A 26393-nucleotide genomic window follows, 5' to 3' on the forward strand; every position below is an offset into this window, starting at 1 on the left:
GAGTCCACTGATGCTCGCGACCGCCCTGCTGCTGGCCACCCTCTCCGCCAGCGGATACTCCGCTCCGCACGAGGCCGCTGGCACACCGCCACGCACCCTGCAGTTGGGCGGTCGTACTTACGTGGATAAAGGCCTGGTCGCCGCCGGGCGGCTGCCGGCGGGCACGGTGGACTTCCTCGGCGATACGCTGGGCTCGTTCTCGTCGCTGGCAGTGCAGCCTGGCACCTGGAAGCGCACCGCCAGCGGCTACGAAGGCGTACTGTGGACCCTGCCCGACCGCGGCCGCAACGACCCCGAGGCTGGCCTGTTCTACGACTACGCTGGCCGCGTGGAGCGCATGCAGCTGCGTATCGACGTTATCCGGGCCAAGCCCGGTGCACTCGGCACGTTGACGATGGTGCCGGACAAGGGTGTGGTGCTGAAGGACTTCAACGGGCAGCCGTTCACCGGTGCCGACCCGGGTGAGCACACGATCACCCAGCGCGAGGTGGTGCTGCCCTCGCCGGCCAGCGGCGCGGGCGCGGGCAAGGTCTCGCTGGATGCGGAGTCGCTGCAGTTCACCACCGATGGCCACTTCTATATCGGCGACGAGTACACCGCCAACGTCTACTACTTCGATGCGCAGGGGCACCTGCAGGGCGTGATCGTGGCGCCGTCCGCGATCCGTCCGCAGCGTGAAGGCAAGCTGGCGTTCGGTTCGCTGGCGCCACCGCAGACCGGCCGGCGCAACAACCAGGGTGTGGAGGGCATGGGCCTGTCACCCGACGGCACCCGCCTGTTCGTCGCCCTGCAGAGTGCAACGCTGCAGGACAGCGCACAGGGCAACGCGGCCGGACGTATCAACACCCGCGTGCTGGTCTATGACGTGACGGCCTCGCCAACGCCACAGCAGCCGATCGGCCATTACGTGATGGCCCTGCCCGCCTACGCGCACGACGGCAAGGGCAAGCTGGACCGCACCGCCGCGCAGAGCGAGCTGCGTGCACTGGATGCCCACCGCTTCCTGCTGCTGGCCCGCGATGGCAACGGTCTGGGCAAGGACGGCGATGACCCGATCGTCTACAAGTCGGTGCTGCTGGTGGATGTGGCCGATGCCAGCAACCTGGCAGGAAGCAACTATGAGTCCGGTACGGCCTCGGTGCTGGCCGACCCGGCGGGCACCGTGTTGAAGGACGGCATCGTGCCCGCACGCAGCGACGAACTGCTGAACCTGCTCGACCGCCCGCAGCTGGCGCGTGCCGGCCTTGACCTGAACACCAAGCGCGGCCCGCATGCCGGGCTGCTCTCGGAAAAGTGGGAAGCCATGGACGTACTGCCAGCGCTGGACCCGCAGCATCCGAACGACGTGCTGTTGCTGATCGGCAACGACAACGACTTCATCGCCCGCCACTGCCGCATGCAGGGCCAATCCTGCGACAGCGCGTACGACAACGACAACCGCGTGCTGGTTTACCGCTTCACGCTACCCTGACTGCAACGGGTAGTGCCGGCCCCTGGCCGGCAACCGCCATGTTCGAACCCCTGGTAGTGCCGGCCGCTGGCCGGCATCACGACCAGACCGACCACGCATACGGATAATTGCCAATCTGCCCAGCAACACCGACGCGTACCGGATTCCCAGGATGTACAGCGCCTGCTCAGCCCTCACCGCAACCGGTAGTGCCGGCCGCTGGCCGGCATCACGCCCATATCGACCACGCATGCGGATACTCGCCAACCTGACGGGCAAGACCGGCGCGTACCGGATTCCCCAGGATGTACAGCGCCTGCCGCGCCAGCGACTCCTCGGCCCTCACGGCGTGGTCGAAGTAGCCAGGCTGCCACACCGTACTTCGACGACCCGCCAGGCGATTCAGGGCAAGCGCGCTCGACGACTTCATTCGGCGCGCAATGCCTGAAAGGTGAGCTGCACGCAGCTCGAACATCCAGTGGACGTGATCCGGCATGACGACCCATGCGAGTGACTGTACGAGCCCGCGCTGTTCGATGTAATGAAGCTGGTCGATTACACATGCCACTGCAGCTTCGCTTTCAAAGAGCCGGCGGCGCTGATGTGTGGTCGTTGTCAGAACGTAGACCTGGCCGATGATCGAGTGACGGCCCAGGCGGAGGCGATGGCTGCTCATGCCCCATGGTGGAGCGATCATTGCGCGTTGAACGTCAGGCCCTGCCTCGATGGAAGTTCGGAGATGTCTGAAGTTGAATGAGGTTGCCGGCCAGCGGCCGGCACTACCGGAGACTATGGGCTGCCGGCCAGCGGCCGGCACTACCGGAGACTATGGGCTGCCGGCCAGCGGCCGGCACTACCAGGGACCATGGATTGCCGGCCAGCGGCCGGCACTACCGGGGCCATGGGTTGCCGGCCGGCATCGACAGGACTCAGCCGCGCAGGGTGGCGCCGCCGTCGACGTACAGGTCGCTCATTGCCACGTGCCCGGCCTGCTCGGAGAGCAAGAACATCACCGAATGGGCAATGTCTTCCGGGGTCGCCAGCTTGCGCAGCGGGATGCCGGCCTTGTACGTCTCCAGGTTGCCGGCAATCACCCGCTCGGCACCGTGCTCGTCCTGCCACATGCCGGTCTGCATCGGGGTCAGCGTTGAACCCGGGGCGACGATGTTGCAGCGGATGCCCAGCGGCGCCAGCTCCAGCCCGAGGCAGCGGGTGAACATCGTGGCGGCAGCCTTGGACGCGGCGTAGGCGGCCATGCCGTGCCGCGGCACGCCGGCGGCATTCGAACTGACGGTGACGATCGCGCCCTGGCCTCGCGGTGACATCACCCGCGCCAGCGCACGGCCAACATGGAACACACCATCGGCATTGACTGCGAACACCCGGCGCCAATCGGCATCGGTAGTCCCGGTCACCTCGCCCACGTGCAGAACCCCGGCCACGCTAGCGGCGAGACCGATCGGCCCAATGCTGGCTTCCACGCGATCCACCAGGGCGTCCACCGCCGCGCTGTCGGTCACGTCGAGCGCAAACGCCTGCACACGTGCATCCATTACCACGGGCGCCTCGCGGTCGGTTGCCACCACCGTGCAGCCGGCCTCGGCCAACAGCCGTACCAGGGCCTCGCCGATGCCGCCGGCGGCGCCGGTCACCAGTGCCACGCGACCTTCAAAGCCGGTCAACTGCATGTTGCGATCTCCTGTTGCTCATCCCAGTGGCGCAGGCGCGCCGACAACCACGGTGCCAGCTGCGCCACCGCATCGCGGCCGGTCAGCTCGGCGTGCAGGAACGGCAGCTCCAGCGCCTGCACCTTGCGCGCGTGCGTGCGCCACAACGCCGACTGCAGCTGCGGCCGCGTCTGATGATCCCGACCAGCGCGCACGTGCACCAGCGTGCCGTCGAACGGTTGGTGGATGTGTTCGCGGATCAAGCGATTGGTGCCGGTCACCGCACGCACCACGCCATCGAGCACTACATCCGGCAGACTGCCGAGCGCACTACCACCGCGACGCAGGAAGGCAAGAATGCGTTCACGGCTGTCCAGCTCCGGATGCGCCTCCGGGTCATGGCCTGCAATCGCCAGCAGCGCACGCAATGCGGCGATGGCATCGGGTTCCGGCTCAGCCCGCCAGCATTCGCTGGGGTAGGCGTCGAGCAGCACCAGTTCACCGACTTCACGCCCGATTTCATGCAGACGCACCGCCATCGCCTGGGCGAGGATGCCGCCCACCGACCAGCCCAGCAGATGCACCGGTCCCTTCGGTTGCAACGTGACCACCCGCTGCACATAGTCATTGGCCATGGCTTCGATGCTGGACGGCAACGGCTGCTTCGGATCCAGCGCGGGCGACTGCAGGCCATATACCGGGCGTGCCGGCTGCAAGGCGCGCGCCAGCGTTCGGTAGTTCCAGGCGATGCCACCGGCCGGGTGCAGCACGAACAACGGAGTGGGCCCGTCAGCATCAGTGGCAGCCAACGAGATCACCGGCCCCAACGCGTGGTCGGCCAGCGCCGGCGGTTCGCCAATGCGCGTCGCCAATGCGGCCACGGTCGACTGCGCGAACAAGGCACCGAGGCCGAGGTCACAGCGCCAGCGTTGTTCGATGGCCAGCAGCAGGTGCACCGCGGACAGCGAGTCGCCGCCGAGGCTGAAGAAGTCCGCATCCACCGCCACCGGTGCCCCGCGGCCCAGCGCTTGCGCGAACAGCATTGCCAGCTCCTGTTCCAGCGGCGTGCGCGGCGCCAGTCCGGCAATCTCGTTCTGCGGCGGCTTCGGCAACGCGTTGCGGTCGAGCTTGCCGTTGGCGGTCACCGGCCACTGATCCACGCCAACGAACGCCGACGGCACCATGTAGTCCGGCACGCGCGTGGCCAGGTGGCTGCGCAGCATCACGGCATCGGCAAGCGCCGCTGGCACATAGGCCACCAGCCGGGCATCGCCCGGCGTGTCCTGGCGCAGCAGCACTTCCACGCGCTCCATGCCCGGCAGCTCGCGCAGTGCCGCCTCGATCTCGCCCAGCTCGATGCGCAGGCCGCGCAGCTTCACCTGGTGGTCGCTGCGGCCCAGGTATTCGACTGCGCCGTCGCTCCGCCAACGCCCCAAGTCGCCGGTGCGGTAGATGCGCTCCCCTGGCAGGAAGGGATCGGTCAGGAAGCGTTCGGCGGTCAGGTCATCGCGGCCGAGATAGCCACGCGCCAGCTGCACGCCGCCCAGATACAGATCCCCCGGCACACCCACCGGCAGCGGCTGCATCCGCGCGTCAAGCACGTACAGGCGTGTGTTCCAGACCGGGAAGCCGATCGGTACCGGCCGTGAGCGGTCCTGCGCAGAGGCCGGCCAGTAGCTCACGTCCACGGCCGCTTCGGTCGGGCCATACAGGTTGTGCAGTTCGGCCTGCATGCGCCCATGGAAACGATCACGCAGCGATGCGTCCAGCGCCTCGCCACTGGTGAACACGCGGCGCAGCTGCAGGCCTTCGGAGGCAGGCGCGGCAAGGAACGCGTCGAGCATCGACGGCACGAAATGTGCGGTGGTGATGTCGTGGGCACGCACAAGCCGCGCCAGCTCGGTCGGATCACGATGCGCGTCCGGACCCGCCACCACCAGCGTCGCGCCGCACAGCAGCGGCAGGAAGAATTCCCAGACCGAGACATCGAACGTGGCCGGGGTCTTCTGCAGAACACGGTCATCGGAACGGACGCCGTAGTGCTCGCGCATCCACAGCAGGCGATTGACGATGGCGCGGTGCTCGATGACGACGCCCTTCGGCTCGCCGGTCGAACCGGAGGTATAGATCACATAGGCTGCATCGCTGGGCGCCGGATCGGCCCACGGTGCTGCGAAACTCAGCGCGGTCCATTGGTCGGGGGCAAGCACCGGCACGCCGTCCATGCGCGCCGATACCTCTGCCGCAGCCAGTACGCACGCCGGCTGCGCCGAGGCGAGAATACGCGCGAGGCGCTCATCGGGATGCGCAAGGTCCAGCGGCAGGTAGGCGGCACCCGCACGCAGCACCGCCACCAGCGCGATTACCAGTTCCAGCGAGCGCGGCAACGCCACCGCCACTACACTGCCCGGACCGACCGCCATCGCCCGCAGTTGTGCCGCCAGCGCGAAACTCCGCGCTTCCAGCGTTGCGTAGTCCAGCGTAGTGTCGCCGAACACCAGCGCAGGCGCGTGCGGATCACGGTCCATGCCCTGCTGCAGCAGTTCAACCAACGTAGTCTGTGGCAGCGCATGCGCGGTGGCATTGAAACCATGCACCACCTGCTGCGCTTCCGCGACGGTGGCCAGCGGCACCGCCGCGATGTCTCCGGCCTCCAGCGCCGCCGACACGAAATGCAGCAACCGGGTCGCGTGCGCCTCCACATCGTCCCGACTGTACAACGCGGGATTGGCTTCGATCTCAAGGTCCAGCAGGTGCTGGCCATCGCCACGGAAGCCCAGCGTCAGATCATCCACCGGACCGGTGCACAGCACCTCCAGCGTCGCCCGCACGCCGCTCAGTGCCAGTGGCTTGTAGAACGGCTGCACATTCACCAGCGGACCGTGCAGGCGCTGCTGCGCGCCGACCAGGCCCAGGTCCCGGCGCAACTGCTCACCGCGGTAGCGGCCGTGCTTGCGGCCCTGGCTGAGCTGCCGGCCCAGGCCGCGGGTAAAGGCCTCGACGCTGCCCTCGCCGGCCGCCACGCGCAGCGGCAGCACGTTCATCACCATCGCCGGCACCCGCGCCGACGCGTTGCCAAGCCGCCCCATGTAAGGCGCGCCCAGCACCACTTCATCGGCAGCGCTCATCCGTCGCAGATACTCGGCGGCGAGCGCGGCCAGTACATCCGGCCACGGCTGCAACCAGCGCACCGATGCCTGCAGCAGCTGCTCCCGGAACCCCGCATCCAGCGGCTGCACCCAGCGCAGCGCATCGTCGCTGGCCGCCACGGTACCCGCCAGGCCTACGCCTGCCGGTGCGCCCTGCATGTACTCGCGCCACCAGTGGCCGGCCTGCGTACGGCGCGGATCGGCACGGTAGGCGGCATCATCAGCCAGCACGCCCGCCAGCCCCGGCAGTGACTCACCGATACGACCGGCATACAACGCGCACACGCGATCAGTGAACAGCGCCATGCCGTAGCCATCGGCTGCAAGGTGATGCACACGCAGATACCAGACCCAGCGCTGCCCTCCCAGATCGAACAACACCTGCTGGCTTATGCGGTCGCGGGTCGGATCGACCGCGCTGAGCCGGTCGGCCTGCATCAGGGCGCGCGCCGCCGATGCCGGATCGGCCTCGACGGATAGATCGCGCAGCGAAAGCAGCGGCACATGTGCCGGGTCATGCCACTGCAGCGGCTGGCCGTCGGCCCCTTCGGCAAAGCGCAGTGCAAAGGCCTGCGCCTCGCCCGCAGCCTGGTCCGCCGCAGCGACGAACGCGGCCACATCCAGCGGACCGTCGATCCACACCGCATGTGCGGTATTGAACGACGGATTGTCCGGTGCCAGCCGCTGTGCGAACCACAGTCCGGCCTGGGCCTCGGTCAGTGCCACCGGCGTGGCCAGCACAGCGACGTTCATGCGTTCTGCGCGGCCTGCAGCTTCTGCACCACACCCCACCACTGGCGCAGCGTGGTGTGTTCGGCCAACTGCGAGAACTCCAGCGGCAACCCGGTGTTGCCCCAGGCCAGGACCAGGCCGAGCATGCGCATCGAGTCCAGATCCAGGTCGATCAGGTTGTCGTCGTCACCGATCTCGGCCGGCGTGCACTCCAGCACGCGCGCAACGTCGGTACGCATCCGCTCCAGATCCAGTGCATCACCCGTGGCAGCCATCACAGCACCTCCAGCAGCTGATCGGTGGTCATCGGCACGCCACAGGTGCGTGCGATCCAGTGCAGCGCCTGATCGTGATCGGCACGCGAAAAGTCCGCCACCGCATCGGCTGCGATGAACGCCTCGATATCGCGCTGGAAGGCCTCGACCGCGGTCGCGGTGCAGCCGATATGGGCGTACACGCCGGTCACCAGCAACTGGTCCCGCCCACGCACCCGCATCAGCGTCTCCAGGTTGCTGCGCTGGAACGCGCTGTAGCGGTGCTTCACCAGCACATGCTCGCCCGGCTGCGGTGCCAGTGCCTCGATGATCGGCTCATGGTCGGCGCTGCTGCGCATGCCCGGCCCCCACAGGTCAGCCTGCAGGCCGCGGTCACGGCGGTCCTGATCGCCATGCTGGGCGGTGTAGAACACCGGAATGCCATGTGCGCGACAATGCGCCAGCAGGCGCGCGATGTTGTCCACCGCCGGCCGCAGCGGCGCGTTTCCGGCATCGAACGCGGCCAGGAAGTAGCGCTGCATGTCGTGTACCAGCAGCGCGACACGATCGCGTTGCGGGCGCCAGGGCCCGCGCGCCTGCGGCAGTTCGGCAGCGGTCGGCAAGGAATAGTTGGTGATGCGGGGCAGCGCCATCAGCGCGTTCCTCCTGTCTGTTGCAGATGACGCGCACGCAGCTGCGCGCGCAGTTCGCGGCGGCTGATCTTGCCGACCGCGGTGGTATCGAAACTGTCGACGAACACGACCTGGTCCGGCACCTTGAACGCCGCCAGGCCGCGCGTACGCATCCAGGCTTTCAGTGCCGGCGCCTTGATCGGCTCCCCCTGCTGGATCACGAACGCGCAGCTGCGCTCACCAAGATACTCGTCAGGAATGGAGACCACGGCGGCGTCGAACACGCCGGGGTGGGCCAGCAGGTGATCTTCAATCTCCTCGGCGGAGATCTTCTCGCCCGCGCGGTTGATGTGGTCACCGGCGCGGCCCTGCACCACCAGATAGCCGCCGGGCAACTGCTGCACGCGGTCGCCGGTGCGGTAGAACCCATCGTCGGTGAACGAGCGCGCGTTGGCCACCGCATCGTTGTGGTAACCACGGATGGTGTACGGGCCGCGGGTCAGCAGATGGCCCACTTCGCCCTCAGCCACCGGCTGGTCGTGGTCATCGACCACGCGCACTTCGTCGTCCGGGCTGATCGGCCGGCCCTGGCAGGCTACGATCAGTTCCTCCGGATCATCCAGGCGGGTGTAGTTGACCAGGCCTTCGGCCATGCCGAACACCTGCTGCAGGGTACAGCCCAGGCCGTCAATCACTCGCCGTGCGGCTTCCGGTACCAGTTTGGCGCCGCCTACCTGCAGTACCTGCAGGCTGGACAGGTCGTGCTTGCTCGTAGCCGCCGCCTGCGCCCACAGCAGCGCCAGCGGCGGCACCAGTCCGCAGCAGGTCACCTGTTCGCGGGCGATCAGCGGGAAGGCCGCATCCGGGCCGGGACCGGGGCTGAGCACCACGCGGGCGCCGGCATACAGCGCACCGAAGAAGCCGGGCGAACTCATCGGGAAGTTGTGCGCGGCCGGCAGCGCGACCAGGTAGACGCTGTCGCGGTCGATGCCGCAGAGGTCATTGCTGGCGCGGAACGAGTAGATGTAGTCGTCGTGCGTGCGCGGGATCAGCTTGGACAGGCCGGTGCTGCCACCGGAGATCTGCAGGAACGCCACCGACTGCGGATCCGGGTCGGCCGGCAGCTCGCTGCGATCGCCCTGCAGCGCCTCCAGCGCGGTGAACTCCGCCGCATCGCCGTCGATGATCACGTGGCGCAGTGCCGGCACCTCGGCCTGCAGCGCCCGCGCCAGCCCGCGATGATCGAAGCCATCGTGCAGGTCGGCAGTGATGTAGGCACTGGCCTCGGCCTTGTTGGCGAAGTGCACCAGTTCGGTGATGCGATGCGCCGGCAACGCGTATACCGGCACCAGACCCGCACGGAACAGTCCGCATACGGTGGTGATGAACCCGGCGGTGTTGCCCAGCTGCACCAGCACCCGCTCACCGGGCTGCAGGCCGAGTGCCAGCAGTCCGGAACCGATGCGACCGGCTTCGTGCCACAGCTGCGCGTAGCTCAGGCGGACATCGCCGGCGACCACCGCGATGTCATCCGCATAGCGTTCCGCGCGCTCGCGCAGGAACGCCGGGAAGGTCTCGCCCCGCCAGTGGCCGGCCTCGCGATAGCGAGCCATCAGTTCATCAGGCCACACCTGCTGCAGTGGCAGGCGGGAGGAATCAGTGGAGGTAGTCATGCGGCAGGCTCGATGACGGGCGCGGATTCCTGGACACCCAGCGCGTTCAACAGGGCAGCGAACTTCGCCGCGGTTTCGGCCACCTCGGCCTCGGGTTCCGAGTCGGCGACGATGCCGGCACCGGCATACAGGCGCAGCTGCGTGCCCTGCAGGCGTGCGCAGCGGATCGCCACGTACCAGTCGCCGTCACCCTGCGCATCCAGCCAGCCCACGGCGCCGGCGTAGAAGCCGCGCGACACCGGTTCCAGTTCGCGGATGCGCTGCAGTGCCGCCAGCCGCGGCGTACCGCAGACCGCCGGCGTGGGGTGCAGCTGTGCCAGCAGTTCGGCGGCAGACGTCTGCGGATCCTTCAGGGTGGCATGGATGCGGGTGCCCAGGTGCCACATGCTGGCGGTGGCATGCAGCACCGGCCGAGGCTGTGCATCGATGTGGCTGCAGTACGGTGCCAGGCCCTCGACGATGGCGTCCACCACATGGCGATGCTCGTCATGGTCCTTGGTCGAGGCCAGCAGCGCCTGCGCGGCACGCTCGTCCTCGGCAGCATCGGCGCTGCGGCGTGCTGAACCGGCGAGTGGATGCGACAGCAGTTCGGCACCGCGCTTGCGCAGCAGCAGTTCCGGGGTTGCCCCCACCAGCCACGCCGGCGCCTGGCCCAGCTCCACCGGCAACGGCACCGCGTAGGTCGCCACGGACGGATCCGCGCCCAGGCGTGCCAGCAGCACGTCCGGCGACAGCGCCTGGCGGGTGCGTGCCAACAGGCTGCGCGCCAGCACCACCTTGTGCAGGTTCTGCTCGGGCGCACGCAGGACCTGCACCGCCGCGGCAACCGCTGACGCATAGTCCTGTGGCACAGGCTCGGCCCGCAGGGCGCCGTCCAGCGGCGGTGCGGACTGCGGTTGCAATGCCAGCGCAGGCAACAGGCGCTCGGGCTGGTACAACGCATCGTCCGCACGCGGTTCGAACGGCACCGCGCCAACCAACAGGCCCGGACCACCGCGCTGCTGGGCAAAGAACTCCGAAACGCGCTCTGCCAGCGTCGCCAGTGCACCGACCGGCAGCGCGGCGCGGCACCCGCGTGCGTGCACGTGCTGGCCCGCATGCTGCAGCAGGAACAGCGACGCGTCGTCGGTGTTCTCCTGCGGCGCTGGCGCAGCCTCCGGCCACGCGCCCTGCATCAGGGAATCGTTCATGGGGTCTCCTTCATCCGATGCGCTGCGGCCAGCGCGCACAGCAACAGCAGCAGCGCGCCGACCAGCAGGTAAGGCAGGCTTGGCCCGCCGCGATACAACAGCGTGCCGAGCATCGGCCCGGCCACCATGCCCAGCCCCTGCGCGGCCGCCACCGTGCCGGCCGCGGCGCCCTGCTCGTGCGCCTCCACCGCATCGGCGGCCAGCGCCTGGAACGAAGGGAATACGAAGCCCATGCCGAACGCGGCCAGCGCGTACGCCGCCGGCAACTGCCAGGCCTGCTGCACGCCCGCCACCGAAGCGAAGCCGATGCCGGAAATGAGCGCGCCGAGGACGATCCAGCGGCGTGGATGTACCTCCAGCTTCATCACCAGCGCCTGCGCCAGGATCAGGCCGACGCCAACCGCTGTGAGTGCAATGCCGGCCATGCGCGCGCCCGCCGCTGCATCCAGGCCGAGGCGGTCGATTGCGAAGAAGCCGACCGTCACCTGCGCGATGGTCACCGAGACCATGGCGATGAACGCCGCCAGCTGTGGCAGGCGCAGGCGTGGATCGAGACGGCTCATCGGCTGGCGGCGTTGCGCAGCAGCGCTCTCCACCGGCGGTGTGGCCGGCAACCGCCACGCCAGCAATGCCAGCGCAAGCAGCGGCAACAATGCGGCCACATACAGCGCCAGCGACAGATTCGTATAGGCCAGCCAGCCAGCGGCGGCCGGGCCAAGCACCATGCCCAGTGCGTTGGCGCTGCCCAAGCGGGCGAGGAATTTCGCACGCTGCCCGGTCGGTGCCTTGTCGGCGATCAGCGCGGCAGCGGTAGGAGGGACCGCGGCGTAGAACAGGCCGATCAGGCCACGCGCGCCGACCAGCACCAGCACCGATACCAATACAGGCGGCACCGCCTGCAGGGCCACGTCGATGAACACCGCCAGCGCGATGTAGACCACGGTGTAGGCACTCATCGCCAGCATCAGCACGCGCTTGCGGCCGATGCGGTCGCTGAGCTGGCCCCACGGGCGCGCGGCCAGCATCCACAACACACCGGCGGCGGTGACCGAGAGGCCGGCATGCCACTCGGACAAGCCGAGCATGCGGACCACCGGGCCGATCACGGCGACGAAGGACATCATCGCCATGGTGCCGATCAGGGCAGCCAACACCAGCGCCGGCAAGCCGGGAACGACGGGACGTGCGTGCATGAAACACCAGCCGTAACAGGAAAGGATGGCCGGGCGCGTCTGTACGCCCCCGCCCGGCATCAGTCCTGCTCAGGGCCCGATGCCATCCTTAAATGATAACGGCTCGTATTTGCATTTGATACCCATTCTCTTGAATGGGCATGCAACAGTGGGTTCAGCGCATTGCACGCAGGCCCAGCAGACCACGGCGCTTGAACCACCACTCCAGCGGCAGCGTCACCAGCGGCGGGATCGCCGCCAGCAGGGCCAAGGCACTGGCCCACCACGGCCAACGCAGGCGCACTGCCGCGAACAGCGTCACCGCCACATAGACCAGGAACGCCACGCCGTGCAGGGGTCCGAACAACTTCACCAGCGCCACGTTGGCCATCGGGCCGTATTTCATCCACATGCCGATGAGCAGGCCGGCCCAGGTCATGGCCTCGATGAAAGCGACCACCGCGAACAGGCGTCCAGTCGGGTGCATGGGGGAACGTTGGGTCACGCGGAGCTCCAGCATCGGGGTATCAAATGCGAATGATACGCAGATGCGAACCCCATGTAGAGTCGAGCCGTGCTCGACTGCTGGAACGTGTCCACCAGGGTGGGCACCTACCGGAGCACATCCGGCATAACCTGCTCGCCGATCTCGCGCAGCACCGCGTCCATCGGTCGTCCGTTGTCGACCAGATTGAACATCACATGCGCCACGCCCTGCGCATGCACGCGCCGCAGATAGTCGCGCAGGCCATCGCGGCCGACCTTCAGGCCCAGCGGCAATGGCTCTGCTGGCGCCTGCGGATCCGCCTGCAGATCCAGCAGCATCGACTGCACGAACGGCTTGCCCGGCCCGCCGCGCTGCACCAGCGCCTGCTGCCACAGGCCGATGCGTCCTTCCTGCGCAACCTCCTCGCGGTGATAGGTGGCCCAGCCTTCGCTTTCACGCGCGATCCATTGCAGGCTCTGCCGCGCAGTACCCACCACCAGCATCGGAATGCGCGTTGCCGGCGCCGGCAGCACGTCGAAGCCGCCGGTCGCCTGCAGGACCTCAGCACGCTCGTCGGTGTCGGGGGACAACGCGGCACGCAGCAGCGACCAACGCTCACGGAACGTCGCCGCCCTGCCCTCCAGATCCTCGCCGAACGCAGCAAATTCTTCCGGGCGGTCACCCGAACCCAGGCCCAGCACGAAGCGCCCGTCACTGATCCGGTCCAGGCTCAGCGCCGACTTCGCCACCTGCAACGGCTGCCGCAGCGGCAGCACAATGGCTGCGCTGCCGACCACGATGCGCTCGGTCGCTGCAGCCAGCATGCCCAGCCACAGGAACGGGTCATCCAGCGCACTCGCTGTTGCATCCGGGCCCTGCGGCACCATCAATGGCACGTCGCGCGTCCATAGCGCGGCGAAGCCAAGATCATCGGCCAGCCGTGCGATGCGCCGCGCCTCGTCCGGGTCGGCCAGTCCATGCGCCGCAACCGGCGTCATCAGGCCCAGGCTCAGTCCTTGTTGAGGAAACAACGAAGCATGGGCGGGATTGAATTCACTCATGACGCCAGCTTAGCCTGCAGGTCTGCGGCAACGATGATGCGCCGCCCACCACAGGAAGAACACTGCATGCCAAGGATCCGCCCTGCCCACGTCGATGACCTGCCTGCGATCAGCGCGGTGTGCCTGGCCGCGTTCAACCAGGCAGTGGCGCCGTCTCTCAGCGCGGCCGGCATAGCCGCCTTCGGCAGTGTCGCAGCAGCCGATGCGTTTGGTGCGCGCCTGCAGGGTGACAACCACATCCTGGTGGCCGAACAGGATGCGCGCGTGGTCGGCGTGGTCGAACTGAAGGAGGGCCGGCACCTGGCAATGCTGTTCGTCGATCCCGCCTGCCAGGGCCAGGGCATCGGCCATGCCTTGTTCGAAGCCGTGCTGCCGCAGGTACGCGAGCCGGTACTGACAGTGCGCGCCTCGCTCAACGCAGTACCTACCTACCTGCGCTATGGCTTTGTGCTGGATGGCGAGGTCGGCGAGATCAACGGGCTGGTGTACCAGCAGATGGTGCGGGCAGCGGCCTGAAGGCATCCGTCCGGCAATGCCCGACGGGCGTCATGCCCTGCGGCACGCCTGTCATAAGCAAACTGAATCAGCAGGCTCCCCGGCGGTTCCTACAATGGCCTGTCACCCCGCCCTTCGAGATGCTGCCGATGCGCGTCGCGCTTTTCGTGTTGCTGCTGGCTTCGGCGCTGAGCGCCTGCACCCCGGCCCCGGTATCCACCGCCAACTCCGCAGAGGCACCCGCGCCGGCATCCGCCATCGCTTGGCGCCAGGGCGATGTGGACGATGCCTTCGCCGAAGCCGCCGACAGCGGCAAGCCGGTGCTGCTGTACTGGGGTGCGGTCTGGTGCCCGCCGTGCAACCAGCTCAAGGCGGGCCTGTTCAAGGACCCGGCCTTCATCGCGCTGACCAGCAAATTCGTTCCCGTCTACCTGGATGGCGACGAGGAAGGTGCGCAGGCCTGGGGCGAACGCTTCGGCGTGCGCGGCTATCCCACGCTGATCGTGCTGGACCCACAGCGCAACGAAATCACCCGCGTGGCTGGCGGCAATGACGCCGTCGAACTGACCCGGGCCCTGACCGTCGCTGCTGGCCGCCGCAGTGCTGTTGCCGCCACCTTGGCCACCGCGCTGGCAACGCCGGACCGGCTGGCCGCCGAAGACTGGCAGGTGCTGGGCGACTACGGCTGGGAAGTGGACGCCAACCGCCTGGCCGGCGAGCGCAAGAGCCGGGATGTACTGCGCCAGTTGTCCAAGGCGGCACCCGACGCCGCCCTGCAGCGCCGTTTCGCCCTGCTGGCTCTGGCTACAGCCGAAAAGCCCGATGCCTCGCCCACCGAAGTGCGCGAGCTGCTGCAGGCCGTACTGGCACAACCGGCGGAAGTGCGCCGCAACCGTGAGTTGCTCGGCTATGCAGGCGTGCAGCTGGTCAAGCAGGCCAGTGCCGGGCCGGCCACCAGCAACACGCTCGGACAGCAGCTGCTGGTCGCACTGGAGCGTGCCGACGCCGAGCGCGGTGACCGCGCCGACGACGCGTTGTCGCGTGCGCTGACCGAAGTATCGCTGGCCCGCCAGCAGCAGCCCAGGGGCGCACTGCCCGCGGCGCTGGTCGAGCGGGTCAAGCAGCGCGTGGCCGCTGCCGATGCCGCCGCCACGGATGCGCATGCACGCCAGGCCACGATCAGCAGCGCGGTGTACGCATTGCGCGAGGTAGGTGACGACGCGGGTGCCGAGGCGCTGTTGCTGGCCGAGCTGAAGCGCAGCGAGCAGCCGTACTACTACATGCCCGAGCTGGCCGAACTGGCCGAGCAGCGCGGCGACGCCGCCGGCGCGCTGGAGTGGTTGAAGCGCGCCTACGATGGTGCGCAGGGCCCGGCCACCCGCGTGCAATGGGGCGTGCTATACGTGGAAGGCCTGCTGAAGCTGGCGCCGGACGATGCACCACGCATCGAGCAGGCCACCGCCTCGCTGATCGCCGAACTGGAAGCGCAGCCGTCGGGCTACCACCAGCGCACCCGCCAGCGCTTCGAGCGACTTGCCGGGCAGTTGAAGGCGTGGAGCGGCAAGCACCAGGGTGCGGAGACGCTGGCACGGCTGCAGCAGCGGATGCAGCAGGCGTGCGGTGACCAGGTGGATGGCGCGTGCAAGGACTGGTTGAGCTGAGTTGATGAAAGCGCTGGCGGCGGGTTCGCCTGCCGGCGCTTTTGTTGATCCGTGTGGGACGGGGCGGGGGCCGCTGGCCAGGACACGCAAAAGCCCCTCCATGGTGCTCGATGGCGCCATCCTTGGCGCCAACGGTCCTGTCCAGCGGCCCCCGCCCCCTCCTGACAGTTTCCTGCGAGCGCGGGCAGCGCATCAGCGCGCCGGTGAGGGTTCGGAAAGCGGGTTCTGGTAGTGCCGGCCGCTGGCCGGCAACCCGACCTTCGCTGAATGCCGGCCAGCGGCCGGCACTACCATGCCTCCGTCTTGACCTCTTGATCTATTGACCTCAACCAATGTTGAGGTGCGATAACAGTCTCCCCACGGCCAGCCCCTCTGGCCTTCCCCACGGAGATTGCTTCGATGTCGTACTCGCTTCCCCCGCTCCCCTACGCCTACGACGCCCTCGAGCCGCACTTCGATGCGCGCACGATGGAGATCCACCATAGCAAGCACCATCAGACCTACGTCAACAACCTCAATGCCGCCATCGAGCAGGCCGGCATCGCCGAGCAGCCGGTCGAGGCGCTGATCGCCAACCTCGATGCAGTGCCCGAGGCGCAGCGTGGCGCAGTCCGCAACAACGGCGGTGGCCACGCCAACCACAGCCTGTTCTGGACCGTGCTCAGCGCCAACGGCGGCACGCCCGATGATGAGCTGGCCGCCGCCATCGACCGCGATCTGGGTGGCTTCGATGCCTTCAAGGAGGCCTTCACCAAGGCCGCGCAGACCCGCTTCGGCAGTGGCTGGGCCTGGCTGACCAGCGATCGCGACGGCCGCCTGAAGGTTGAAAGCAGCGCCAACCAGGACAGCCCGCTGATGGGTGCAACGGTCGGCCTGTCCGGCAATACCCCGATCCTCGCACTGGACGTCTGGGAACACGCCTACTACCTGCACTACCAGAACCGCCGCCCGGACTACATCGGTGCGTTCTTCAACATCATCAACTGGGCCGAGGTCGGCCGGCGCTACCGCCAGGCCCGGGCCTCATGAGCGGCGAGACACTGCCGTACGCCGGGCCGTGGGCGGGGGTCTTCCCCGCCCCGGCCCCGGTGCCGTCGGTCGAGATGCCGCCGCGTGCCCTGCGGCGGCTGCTCGGCCACTTTCCTACCGGCGTGGCCATCGTCTGCGCGCGCGATGCGCAGGGCAAGCCCATCGGCCTGACCATCAATTCGTTCGTGCCGGTGTCATTGCAGCCGCCACTGGTGCTGTGGAACCTGGCGTTGCACGCGCAGAGTCTTTCCACCTTCCAGCGCGCCACCCGCTTTGCGATCAGCGTGCTGGCGGCCGACCAGGAAGCACTGGCCCGGCGCTTTGCCGATCCGCAGGTACGCAACCGCTTCGACGGCCTGGCATTGCTGGATGACGACGAGGACGCCCCGCCACGCATCGCCGGTGCGGTAGCGCATCTCACCTGCACCCGCCATGCGCAGTGGCCGGTGGGCGATCACCTGCTGCTGGCCGGCCGCATCATCGAAGTGCACGAGAACGGCGGCGCGCCACTGCTGTTCCATCGCGGCCGCTTCCAGCCGGGACCGGCCGAGCTGCTGGTGGAGGTGCGCTGATGAACATCGAGGCTCTGGAATGCATGCTCGCCAGCGGCAAGGACGGCGCGCTGCTGCGCTTCGGCCTGGGCAAGGGCTGGCTGGATGCCGGCAACCCGGTGCGCGCAGCGACCCATCTGGGCCGTTGCGTGGTCCTTGATCCGCAGTATTCGGCGGCGTGGAAGCTGCTGGGCAAGGCCTGGCTGGCCAGTGGCCAGCCGCAGGCGGCGCGCGAAGCGTGGCAACGCGGGCTGAGCGTGGCCGGCAGCAAGGGCGACCAGCAGGCACGCAAGGAAATGCAGGTGTTCCTGCGACGCCTGGACCGCGAGCAGGCGGATCTGGCGAAAGCGGGCTGAGTCGATCAGCCCGCGTTGGCCGATGCCGGTGCGGACATGATGTCCGACATCGGCAGGCGGCGCGGCTTGCTCGGGAACGCGTGGCGCAGGATGCGCCAGACCACCTGGCCGAACTGGCGCGGCAGCGAGCCGTTGTTGTAGTGCTGGCCGTAGCGGCGGCAGATGTCCTTCACTTCCTTGGCGATGGCCGCATAGCGGTTGGCCGGCAGGTCCGGATAGAAGTGGTGCTCGATCTGGTGGCTGAGGTTGCCCGACAGCACGTTGATCAGGAAACCGCCACTGATGTTCGACGAACCGCGCAGCTGGCGCAGGTACCAGTGACCGCGCGACTCATTGCGCAGGCACTCCTTCGGGAAAGTTTCCGATTCAGCGGTGAAGTGGCCGCAGAAGATGATCACATAGGTCCAGATGTTGCGCAGGCCGTTGGCCACCAGATTGCCCAGCATCACCGTGAGGAAGAACGGGCCGGCCAGCAGCGGGAAGAACACGTAGTCCTTCAGCACCTGACGGGCCATTTTTCGCGCCACCGGGCGGGTCTGCATCCACATCGCACGGCCACTGATGCGGCCCTTCAGCCAACGGCCCAGGCGCAGGTCCTGCGCGGCCACGCCCCACTGGAACAGCAGCGCGAAGATCGGCGCGATGATCGGCTGCAGCAGGTAGAACGGCTTCCAGCGCTGTTCCGGGAAGATGCGCAGCAGGCCGTAGCCGATGTCATCGTCCATGCCACGCACGTTGGTGTAGGTGTGGTGGCGGAAATTGTGGGTCTTGCGCCAGTTGTCGGCGGTGGCAACGATGTCCCACTCGTAGGTGTTGCCGTTGAGCTTGGGGTCGCCGGTCCAGTCGAACTGGCCGTGCATGACGTTGTGGCCCAGTTCCATGTTCTCCAGGATCTTCGACAGCGCCAGCAGCAGCGTGCCGGTGATCGCGGCCGGCCACAGCAGCGGCATCCAGAACAGTGGCGAGAACGCCGCCAGGAACAGCAGGCCACGGCCACCCACGCCGAACCAGCGCACGGCGGCGGCCACGCGGCGGATGTAGCGGGTATCGGAGGCGCCGAGGCTGCCGATCACACGGTCGCGGATCGCGTCGAGTTCCTCACCGAAGGCATGCATCTCGGCAGTACTCAGGGCACGGTCGGTAGCGCGGGTCATGGCAGGCGTCCTCAGAGATCCAGGGTCAGGTCGGTGGTCGGTGCGCTCACGCAGATCCGCACCGGCTGCGCCGATTCGGACTGCAGGTCGCCGGTGCGCAGGTGGCGGGTGGCGCCACTGACGCGGTCACAGCTGCAGCTGTTGCAGATACCCATGCGGCAGCCGTGTTTGGGCTTGATGCCGTGGGCTTCGAGGCTTTCCAGCAGCGAGCGGCCCCGCGGCACGCTCAGCTGGCGGCCACTGCGCGCAAGCGTCAGCGACACCTCACCTTCGCTGCTGGCATCGCGCAGCGGCGCCGGCGGTGTGAACGCTTCGGCCTGGAAGCCGGCGACCTGGTGCGCCAGACGCTCGCGCGCAGCGGCAACGAAGCCGTCCGGGCCGCAGGCCAGCACATGGCGCTGCGCCAACGGCGTGTCATCGCCGGGCACCTGCAGATCATGGGTATCGATACGCGCGGCCGGCACCTCACCCTCGCGGGTGGTCAGCAGGTGCACGCGCAGGTTCGGATGCGCTGCGGCCAGCGCCTGCAGTTCATCACGGAACTGCAGGTGGGCGGCGGTGCGTTCCCAGTAGAACAGGTCCACCGGCGCCGCGAGCGGGCGCTGGCAGGCCTCGCGCAGGAGGCTGCGCATCGGCGTGATGCCACTGCCGGCCGCCAGCAGCAGCACCGGCGCCGCGGCCGGCATATGGAATTCGCCGAAGGCGGCATCGAGACGGAACAGTTCGCCCGGCTGCGCATGGTTGACCAGATGCTGGCTGACCCGGCCGCCATCGACCGCCTTGACGGTGATCGCCAGCTCGCGCCGACCCAGTGCGGTGGGGCTGTAGCTGCGCTGCCACAGGCGTCCTTCAATCTCGACGCCGAGGGTGACGTGCTGGCCAGCGCGCATGCCGGCCCAGTGCCGGTTGGTGCGCAGGACCAGGGTCGCCGCGCCCTCGCCGGCCGGCTCGCGCCGGACCAGGCGGGCCACCGGCTCGCGCAGGGTCCACAGGGGATTGAGCTGGCCCGCCCAGAAATCGAACAGCGACGGCGAGACCCAGCGGTACGGAGAGAACAGGGACGGACGGACGACAGCGCTCATGGGCGCACTATACGGGCGCACATACACCTGTGTATACATGTGTATATTGAACCGGATTGGGTATGATTCAGCCTCGCCCCACCGGAACCCCCATGGCCGCCGCCACCGCCTTGTCGACGCCCGAAGATGCCAACAGCCCGGCCCGCCGTACGGTGAGCCGCGAGGATCTGCTGGCTGCTGCCCTGAAACTGATCGGGCCGCACCGCAGCCTGTCCACGCTCAGCCTGCGCGAAGTGGCACGTGAGGCCGGCATCGCGCCGAACAGCTTCTACCGGCAGTTCCGCGACATGGACGAACTGGCCGTGGCGCTGATCGATGCGGCCGGCCGCTCGCTGCGCACCATCATCGGCGAGGCCCGCCAGCGCGCCACCTCCACCGCCACCAGCGTGGTGCGGGTCTCGGTGGAGACCTTCATGGAGCAGCTGCGCGCCGACGACAAGCTGCTGCACGTGCTGCTGCGCGAGGGCGCGGTCGGCTCGGACGACTTCAAGCATGCGGTCGAACGCGAGCTGCACTATTTCGAGGAAGAGCTGCAGCACGACCTGGTGCGCCTGGCCGCACTGGATGGCGCCGTACTGCATGCCCCGGAACTGGTGGCCAAGGCCATCACCCGGCTGGTGTTCGCGATGGGTGCCACCGCCATGGACCTGCCACCGGAGAAGGATCCGGAGCTGGTTGAACAGATCTCCACGATGATCCGCATGATCATCGTCGGCGCCCGTACCCCCGCCGCGTTCCGCCGCGGCTGATCGAGGCCCCTGGGTCGGATCCCTTTCCAGAGGAAAGGGCTCTGAGCCGTCCCCGACTCCATGCCCCCCGCCACGCAGCGCCACGGCGCCGATGAACTGTGGCCGCTGTCACGGATTTAGATTGCAGATGCGCAGCTTGAGCATCCTGCACGCGCCATTCACTGCGCTCTCACGCACGCTGAATTATTCAGACCACGCGCTCCATTCAGTTTGGTGAGTTATTGAACGGGGTTTGAATCCGGCAAGTGCCGCTGCAGTCGTTTCAGATTAATTGCATGGCCCAGGCAAGACCCGATCCGCACAGTGCCGCCTCCGGTCCTGCGGATGCAGGTCCCCCCCAATAGGCTTCAAGGAGAAACACCCATGCGCATGATGCAGTTCACGCCGAAGTTCCGCGTTATCTCAATATCACTCGCCAATCCAATGGACGTCTCCACGCGGCGGCGCGTTTCCTACCCGGCCGTGCTGGCAAGCGCACTAATGGCATGCCTGGGCCTGTCCATGGCAGATGAATCAAGCGCCCAGATCGTCGTGCGCAACGGTCAGACCTTCACTCTGCGCGCAGGCAGCCCCTTCGAGGGACAAAGTGCACAGGTCATCGAACAGTCCACGCTCAACGTCATTGGTGCGAGGATTCATGGCGTCTCATCGACACTCAGCCAAGTGAACCTGGATCAAGCAACCGTCACCGGACAAACCCAGTTCATCAACTCTTTCGTCAACATCTCCGACTCCTCCATCATCGGTGGAAGCTGGAACTACGGTCTTGGGACTGGATCCAACCTCAGGGCGCCGCCTGGAACCCCCCTGACGGTGGTGACTATCAACAACAGCCGCGTGGCGGGCAATCTGGCCGCCGCAAACGTCAGCGGAGGTGCATCCATACTGGCAAATAGCACTATATTCTCCGGCACGCGATATGGAGTGCAGGCACTGGCTGGCGTGCTGGAGCTCCGCAACGGATCGACAGCCGTTGGTGGGCAGGACGGGATTTTTGCTTCTCTATCAACCGCCGGCCAGCCTGCCATCGCAGACCCTGACGACTGGTACGCGCTGGTCGACGGCTCGCGCGTGGAAGGTCTGCAGGGCAGCGCTATTCGTGCCGCAGGCAGGGGCAGCAGTACGGCACTCGCACGCATCATCGTACAGAACGGTTCCACCCTCATCGGCGGAAACGGCGTGATCGTGGAAGCCGCTGACAACGCCCTGCTCGATTTCACCGCCCGCACCTCCAAGCTCAATGGCGACATCACCATCGCCGATACCGCCACCGCAAAGATCAGCCTGCTCGACGGCCTCGACCTCACCGGCCGTATCCTCGGCCCGGCCGACGTCATCGTCGACCAGGGCGGTCGCTGGACGCTGTCCGGCGACAGCAACACCGGCAACCTCACCCTGGGTGCAGGCAGCAATATCTTCCTCGGTGCCGCGGGTACGGCGGCCTATCCGCAGCTGACCGTCAACGGCAACTACACCGGCAATGGCGGCACCCTGCACTTCAACACGGTACTGGCCGGCGACGACGCAGCAAGCTCCCGCGTGCATGTCACCGGCAATACCAGTGGCACCACGCAGGTCACTGTCAACAACATTGCCGGCGCTGGTGCACAGACCGTCAACGGCATTCCGTTGATGCAGGTGGACGGTGCCAGCAATGGTCACCTCGCGCTGCAGGGCCGCGCCATCGGCGGCATGTACGAGTATTTCCTGCGCAAGGGCACTCCGGGCGCGACCAACGGCAACTGGTACCTGACCTCGGCCTACACCGGCAATCCGTGCGACATCAATCCGGCGCTGCCGGAGTGCCAGGGCACTGGTCCGGTGGATCCGGTCGATCCTGTTGACCCGGTCGATCCGGTCGATCCGGTCGATCCGGTGGACCCGGTCAATCCCGTCGATCCGGTCCCCGTGCTGCGTCCGGAGCCGGGCGCGTACCTGGCCAACCAGGCCGCGGCCGTGCAGATGTTCCAGCTGCGCCGCCACGACCGCGGCGAGCCCGGCTTCGACCGCGCCCGCATCGGCACCTGGGTGCGCGCCGGGCGTGACCAGCTGCAGGCGAACGTGGCCGGCCAGGTTGACGCCCGTACCCACATCAACACCCTGCAGCTGGGCAGCGATGTCTGGCGCTGGGGCGATGGCCGTGGCCAGGTCGGCGTGATGCTGGGCACCGGCGAGGCGACCACGCAGGCGGTGTCGACGCTGAGCGGCTATGGCACCCGCGGCAAGGTCAAGGGCAAGTCGGCCGGTGTCTACCTGGGCTGGGTGCAGGATGCGCAGAGCAGTGCCGGCCTGTATGTGGACGGTTGGCTGCAGGCAGCACGCTTCGACAACGAGGTGCAGGGCGAAGGCATCGCCCGCGAGACCTACGATTCCAGGACCCGCAGCGCATCGCTGGAAGCCGGTTACGCCTGGGCCATTCGCAGCAGTGAGGCCAGCACGCTGTACCTGCAGCCGCAGGCGCAGCTGACCTGGACCGACTACGACGGTGACAGCCTGGTCGAAAACAATGGCACCACGGTCGAGGATGGCCGCGGCGGCGGCCTCAACAGCCGCCTCGGCGTACGCCTGTTTGGCCAGGGCACGCTGCAGGGCAACCGCGTGCAGCCGTTCCTGGCGGCGAACTGGCTGCGTGGCCAGCGCGATGAGGCCATGCGTTTCAACAGTGAGTCGTTGAGCGCGAAGACGCCGGAGAACCGCTACGAAGTGCAGGCCGGTGCCCAGCTGCAGCTGGGCCAGCGCTGGAGCGCATGGGGTGACCTGCGTGTGCAGCGTGGCGACAGCGGCTATCGCAACCACGGTGCCCAGGTGGGCCTGCGCGCCGCCTGGTAATCCCCTCGCCGCCCCGGGGCCAGACCGGGGCGGCGTTCCTCGATTTCCCTCGCACCCTGCCGGGCATGACATCCGGCAGGGTTCTGGCGTTGATTTGTAATGTTATAACACTGTCGTCCGCGATGTTCTGATCCTGCTTCCGGCTTCGTGATTGCACGGACTTATTTATATAGCAATTGCTATATCTATGACCCTCTGCTTTCATATGCGTCAGCCAGGTCGCCCTCGCCGCCTTTCCTCTCCCAAGGACGACGCCTTCATGCCCGTTTCCAGACCCCTTTCCCGCCGGCTGCCTCTGGCTGCCGCCATCGCCCTGACCCTGCCGTTGCCCGTGCTGGCAGCCACACCAAAGCCGACCGAGCTGGACCGTGTGCAGGTCAAGGTCAGCACTGCCACCCGCAGCGAACGCCTGCTGTCCGATGTCCCGATCCGCACCGAAGTGCTGCGCAAGGAAGACATCGCGCTGCGCGCGGCCACCGACTTCTCGCGTGCCGCCGAACTGATCAATGGCCTGCGCGTGGAAAGCAACTGCCAGAACTGCAACACCAGCGAGGTACAGCTGCTGGGCCTGCCCGGCGCCTACAACCAGCTGTTGTTCGATGGCATCCCGTTGCTGTCCACGCTGGGCAGCGTGTACGGCCTGGAACAGATTCCGGCCGGGTTCGTCGACCGCATCGAAGTGGTCAAAGGCGGTGGTTCGGCGCTGTATGGACCGGGCGCGGTGGCCGGTGTGATCAACCTGATCCCGCCGCTGCCGGCGCGCAGCGGTGGCCATGTGCAGGCCGGCGTGGATGTGCTGAAAGGCACGCCGCAGAAGAATGCCGATGTGCGCCTCGACCTGGTGGCCAAGGATGCCGACGCCGGGCTGTCGGTGATTGCCCAGCGCAACTGGAACAGCGGCATCGACTACAACGGTGACGGCTACACCGAGATCACCCGCAAGAACCTCAAGGTCGGCGGACTGCAGGCCTGGTATGCGCCCACACCGGGCACACGGCTGCGCCTGGACCTGCAGGTGACCGATGAAACCCGCCGCGGCGGCAACCGCCTGGACCAGCCCGAATACCTGGCCAACATCGCCGAATCGCTGGATACGAAGTACCGCCGAGGCAGCGTGTCGTGGGATCAGGAGATCAATGCCGACGTTGATTTCCGCCTGGCCTATGCCTTCGCCGACATCGACCGTGACAGCTTCTATGGCGGCCTGGGCGATGTGGTCACCGATCCGTCTGCGCCGGGCTATGACCCGTCGCAGCTGGACCCGAACGTGGCCGGCAGCGCGGCCTCGCGGTCGTGGCGCCAGTACGGCCGCACCCACAATCCGCTGCACTACATCGACAGCCAGTTGAACTGGCGGTTGGGGGCGCACGCGCTGGCCTTCGGCGTGCAGTACAAGCACGAGGCGCTGCGCGACGACAACCGCACCGGTGACGGCCAGCGGCTGGCAGTGCTGGAGGACGCTACCTTCCACAACCTGGGCGCCTTCATCCAGGACGAGTGGAGCCTGCGCGACAACGTCGACCTGGTGCTGGGTGCGCGCGCGGACAAGAGCTCGGAACTGGACAGCGCGGTGTTCTCGCCGCGCATCGCGCTGGCCTGGCAGGCCACGCCGAACCTGAAGTGGCGGGCGGGCGTTGCCACTGGCTTCCGTGCACCGGAAATCTTCGTCGAGGACGTACATGTCGATACGCTGGGTGGCGAACAGGTGCGCGTGCGAAATACCGACGGCCTGAAAGAAGAGCGCGCGTTGACCACCCTGTTCGGCTTCGACTGGCGTTCTGACCCGGCCAATCCGGTCTGGAGCTGGGATGCCACCGCCTCGTACGCCCGTATCCGCGACACCTTCGCGCTGGGCGAGATCCAGCGCGGCGATGATGGCCAGCTCAGCCAGCTGCGCTACAACGCTTCCGGCTCGAACGTGCTGGGCGCGGAAACCAACCTCGGCTGGCAGCCGTCGCCACAGTGGCGCCTGACCGCGGGTGCCTCGTGGTACCGCTCGCGCTTCCGCGAACCGCAGCGCATCTTCGACGACACCGGCGATGGTGGCGACACCGTGATCGAAAGCCGGGACTACCTGAAGACCCCGCGCTGGACCGGCCTGGCCCAGCTCAGCTGGATGCCGGCCGAGCCGTGGGAGACCTTCGTCGCGCTGCGGCACACCGGCCCGATGTCGGTGCTGAACAACCGGCTGGGCGAGCTGCACCGCACGCGTTCATTCCTGGTGACCGATCTGGGTGCGCGCTGGCACCGTCACCTGGGCGCGCAGGCGCAGCAGGAAGTGTCGGTGGCCGCAGGCGTCAAGAACGTGTTCGACCAGCGCCAGAAGGATCTGGAAGTGGGTGCGCTGCGTGACAGCGACTATGTCTATGGGCCGCGCTTCGCGCGCTCGTGGTACGTCAACCTGCGCTATGCGTTCTAAGTCACTACGAGCGTTGTTGCTGGCCTGTGCCGTGCTGCTGGCCGCACCGGCGATGGCTGCGGACCTGCATGCGCAGGTCTCGGCCTCGCTGATGCGGCCGGATCAGCGCTCGCTGCGGCCGATGCAGTGGTCATCGCCACCGAAGCTGGTGGCGTTGTACTTCGGCGCCGACTGGTGCTCGCCCTGCCATGCCTTCGTACCCACACTGCGCAGCGTGCGTGACGCATTGCGCGAGGCCGGCGCCGATACCGAAGTGGTGTACGTCAGCCTGGATGAGAGCGAGGCCGCGCTGCGCCGCTACATGCACGCGCAGGACATGCCGTGGCCGGTGCTGGACCCGCGCCGTGCCGCGCGCATGCCGGCACTGCAGGCATTGGCTGGGCTGGCACCGCCGAATCTGGTGCTGATCGATGCCGACGGCAAGGTGCTGGCCAATGGTTGGCAAGGCCGGCGTTACGAAGGCCTGCAGCCCGTGTTGAAGGAATGGACGAAACGGGCGTGTGCGCAGCTGCAGGCCAGTTGCCCCAACGCCGGCATCCAATCGCGGTAGCGCCGGGCCATGCCCGGCGAAATGCGTGACGCAACATTACGGCCGCCGGGC

The 26393-nt window shown here is 67.6% G+C and carries 22 protein-coding genes; 10 read left to right on the plus strand and 12 right to left on the minus strand.

The features are described 5' to 3' along the window. The first annotated feature begins 10 nt into the window (after positions 1 to 10). On the plus strand, positions 11 to 1471 hold the full coding sequence (locus tag ACZK3J_RS13275; RefSeq protein ID WP_134951615.1) for an esterase-like activity of phytase family protein: 1461 nt from the start codon (positions 11 to 13) through the stop codon (positions 1469 to 1471). A gap of 208 nt (positions 1472 to 1679) precedes the next feature. Here the strand turns inward: ACZK3J_RS13275 and ACZK3J_RS13280 are convergent, their stop codons facing one another. From ACZK3J_RS13280 to ACZK3J_RS13325, 10 genes are all read right to left on the minus strand, one after another. Then, a complete protein-coding gene (locus ACZK3J_RS13280) occupies positions 1680 to 2126 on the minus strand; it encodes an REP-associated tyrosine transposase (protein WP_049462776.1) in 447 nt (148 codons plus the stop codon). Between the two features lie 253 nt (positions 2127 to 2379). Continuing rightward, a complete protein-coding gene (locus ACZK3J_RS13285) occupies positions 2380 to 3138 on the minus strand; it encodes a 2,3-dihydro-2,3-dihydroxybenzoate dehydrogenase (protein WP_478475926.1) in 759 nt (252 codons plus the stop codon). Further along, positions 3129 to 7019 carry an amino acid adenylation domain-containing protein gene (locus ACZK3J_RS13290; RefSeq protein WP_478475927.1) on the minus strand — a complete coding sequence of 1297 codons (3891 nt, stop codon included), beginning with the start codon at positions 7017 to 7019 and terminating at the stop codon, positions 3129 to 3131. The genes ACZK3J_RS13285 and ACZK3J_RS13290 overlap by 10 nt, the downstream gene beginning before the upstream one ends. Then, a complete protein-coding gene (locus ACZK3J_RS13295; RefSeq protein ID WP_049401311.1) occupies positions 7016 to 7273 on the minus strand; it encodes a phosphopantetheine-binding protein in 258 nt (85 codons plus the stop codon). Before ACZK3J_RS13295 ends, ACZK3J_RS13290 begins: the two co-directional genes overlap by 4 nt. After that, complete coding sequence (locus ACZK3J_RS13300; RefSeq protein ID WP_277778486.1) at positions 7273 to 7905, minus strand: isochorismatase family protein; 633 nt, start codon at positions 7903 to 7905, stop codon at positions 7273 to 7275. Before ACZK3J_RS13300 ends, ACZK3J_RS13295 begins: the two co-directional genes overlap by 1 nt. Further along, on the minus strand, positions 7905 to 9557 hold the full coding sequence (locus tag ACZK3J_RS13305) for a (2,3-dihydroxybenzoyl)adenylate synthase (RefSeq protein WP_277778487.1): 1653 nt from the start codon (positions 9555 to 9557) through the stop codon (positions 7905 to 7907). The genes ACZK3J_RS13300 and ACZK3J_RS13305 overlap by 1 nt, the downstream gene beginning before the upstream one ends. Then, positions 9554 to 10747 carry an isochorismate synthase gene (locus tag ACZK3J_RS13310; RefSeq protein ID WP_478475928.1) on the minus strand — a complete coding sequence of 398 codons (1194 nt, stop codon included), beginning with the start codon at positions 10745 to 10747 and terminating at the stop codon, positions 9554 to 9556. The genes ACZK3J_RS13305 and ACZK3J_RS13310 overlap by 4 nt, the downstream gene beginning before the upstream one ends. Continuing rightward, positions 10744 to 11940, minus strand: a complete 1197-nt coding sequence (locus tag ACZK3J_RS13315) for an MFS transporter (protein ID WP_049401316.1) — start codon at positions 11938 to 11940, stop codon at positions 10744 to 10746. The genes ACZK3J_RS13310 and ACZK3J_RS13315 overlap by 4 nt, the downstream gene beginning before the upstream one ends. A gap of 154 nt (positions 11941 to 12094) precedes the next feature. Beyond that, a complete protein-coding gene (locus ACZK3J_RS13320) occupies positions 12095 to 12406 on the minus strand; it encodes a DUF3817 domain-containing protein (RefSeq protein WP_277778547.1) in 312 nt (103 codons plus the stop codon). A gap of 125 nt (positions 12407 to 12531) precedes the next feature. Beyond that, on the minus strand, positions 12532 to 13467 hold the full coding sequence (locus tag ACZK3J_RS13325; protein ID WP_257471237.1) for a TIGR03571 family LLM class oxidoreductase: 936 nt from the start codon (positions 13465 to 13467) through the stop codon (positions 12532 to 12534). A 66-nt stretch (positions 13468 to 13533) separates the two neighbouring features. On the opposite strand from ACZK3J_RS13325, the gene ACZK3J_RS13330 reads away from it, so the two are divergent. The 5 genes from ACZK3J_RS13330 (at position 13534) to ACZK3J_RS13350 (ending at position 17559) form a co-directional block, all read left to right on the plus strand. Beyond that, positions 13534 to 13983, plus strand: a complete 450-nt coding sequence (locus ACZK3J_RS13330) for a GNAT family N-acetyltransferase (protein ID WP_121503489.1) — start codon at positions 13534 to 13536, stop codon at positions 13981 to 13983. 119 nt (positions 13984 to 14102) lie between these two features. Further along, on the plus strand, positions 14103 to 15623 hold the full coding sequence (locus ACZK3J_RS13335; protein WP_478475929.1) for a thioredoxin family protein: 1521 nt from the start codon (positions 14103 to 14105) through the stop codon (positions 15621 to 15623). A gap of 399 nt (positions 15624 to 16022) precedes the next feature. Continuing rightward, on the plus strand, positions 16023 to 16652 hold the full coding sequence (locus tag ACZK3J_RS13340) for a superoxide dismutase (protein ID WP_049462787.1): 630 nt from the start codon (positions 16023 to 16025) through the stop codon (positions 16650 to 16652). Beyond that, entirely contained in the window at positions 16649 to 17224 is a 576-nt protein-coding gene (locus ACZK3J_RS13345) for a flavin reductase family protein (protein WP_033833194.1), read from the plus strand. Before ACZK3J_RS13340 ends, ACZK3J_RS13345 begins: the two co-directional genes overlap by 4 nt. Beyond that, positions 17224 to 17559 (plus strand): tetratricopeptide repeat protein, encoded by a 336-nt coding sequence (locus ACZK3J_RS13350; protein WP_032129997.1) that lies wholly within the window; start codon positions 17224 to 17226, stop codon positions 17557 to 17559. The genes ACZK3J_RS13345 and ACZK3J_RS13350 overlap by 1 nt, the downstream gene beginning before the upstream one ends. 5 nt (positions 17560 to 17564) lie before the next feature. Here the strand turns inward: ACZK3J_RS13350 and ACZK3J_RS13355 are convergent, their stop codons facing one another. After that, complete coding sequence (locus ACZK3J_RS13355) at positions 17565 to 18713, minus strand: fatty acid desaturase family protein (protein ID WP_024957648.1); 1149 nt, start codon at positions 18711 to 18713, stop codon at positions 17565 to 17567. Between the two features lie 11 nt (positions 18714 to 18724). Beyond that, entirely contained in the window at positions 18725 to 19795 is a 1071-nt protein-coding gene (locus ACZK3J_RS13360; protein ID WP_478475930.1) for a ferredoxin reductase, read from the minus strand. Between the two features lie 92 nt (positions 19796 to 19887). Here ACZK3J_RS13360 and fabR point away from each other — a divergent pair, with 92 nt between their 5' ends. The 4 genes from fabR to ACZK3J_RS13380 all read left to right on the plus strand — a co-directional run bounded on the left by fabR (position 19888) and on the right by ACZK3J_RS13380 (position 26342). Beyond that, positions 19888 to 20544, plus strand: coding sequence for an HTH-type transcriptional repressor FabR (gene fabR, locus ACZK3J_RS13365; protein WP_005409961.1), 657 nt, complete (start codon positions 19888 to 19890; stop codon positions 20542 to 20544). A gap of 363 nt (positions 20545 to 20907) precedes the next feature. Next, entirely contained in the window at positions 20908 to 23373 is a 2466-nt protein-coding gene (locus tag ACZK3J_RS13370; RefSeq protein ID WP_478475931.1) for an autotransporter family protein, read from the plus strand. Positions 23374 to 23632: 259 nt separating this feature from the next. After that, entirely contained in the window at positions 23633 to 25792 is a 2160-nt protein-coding gene (locus ACZK3J_RS13375) for a TonB-dependent receptor plug domain-containing protein (protein ID WP_478475932.1), read from the plus strand. Further along, positions 25782 to 26342, plus strand: coding sequence for a thioredoxin-like domain-containing protein (locus ACZK3J_RS13380; protein WP_478475933.1), 561 nt, complete (start codon positions 25782 to 25784; stop codon positions 26340 to 26342). The genes ACZK3J_RS13375 and ACZK3J_RS13380 overlap by 11 nt, the downstream gene beginning before the upstream one ends. Positions 26343 to 26393: the final 51 nt, after the last annotated feature.

It is taken from the genome of Stenotrophomonas sp. 86428_Sma (assembly GCF_056481585.1).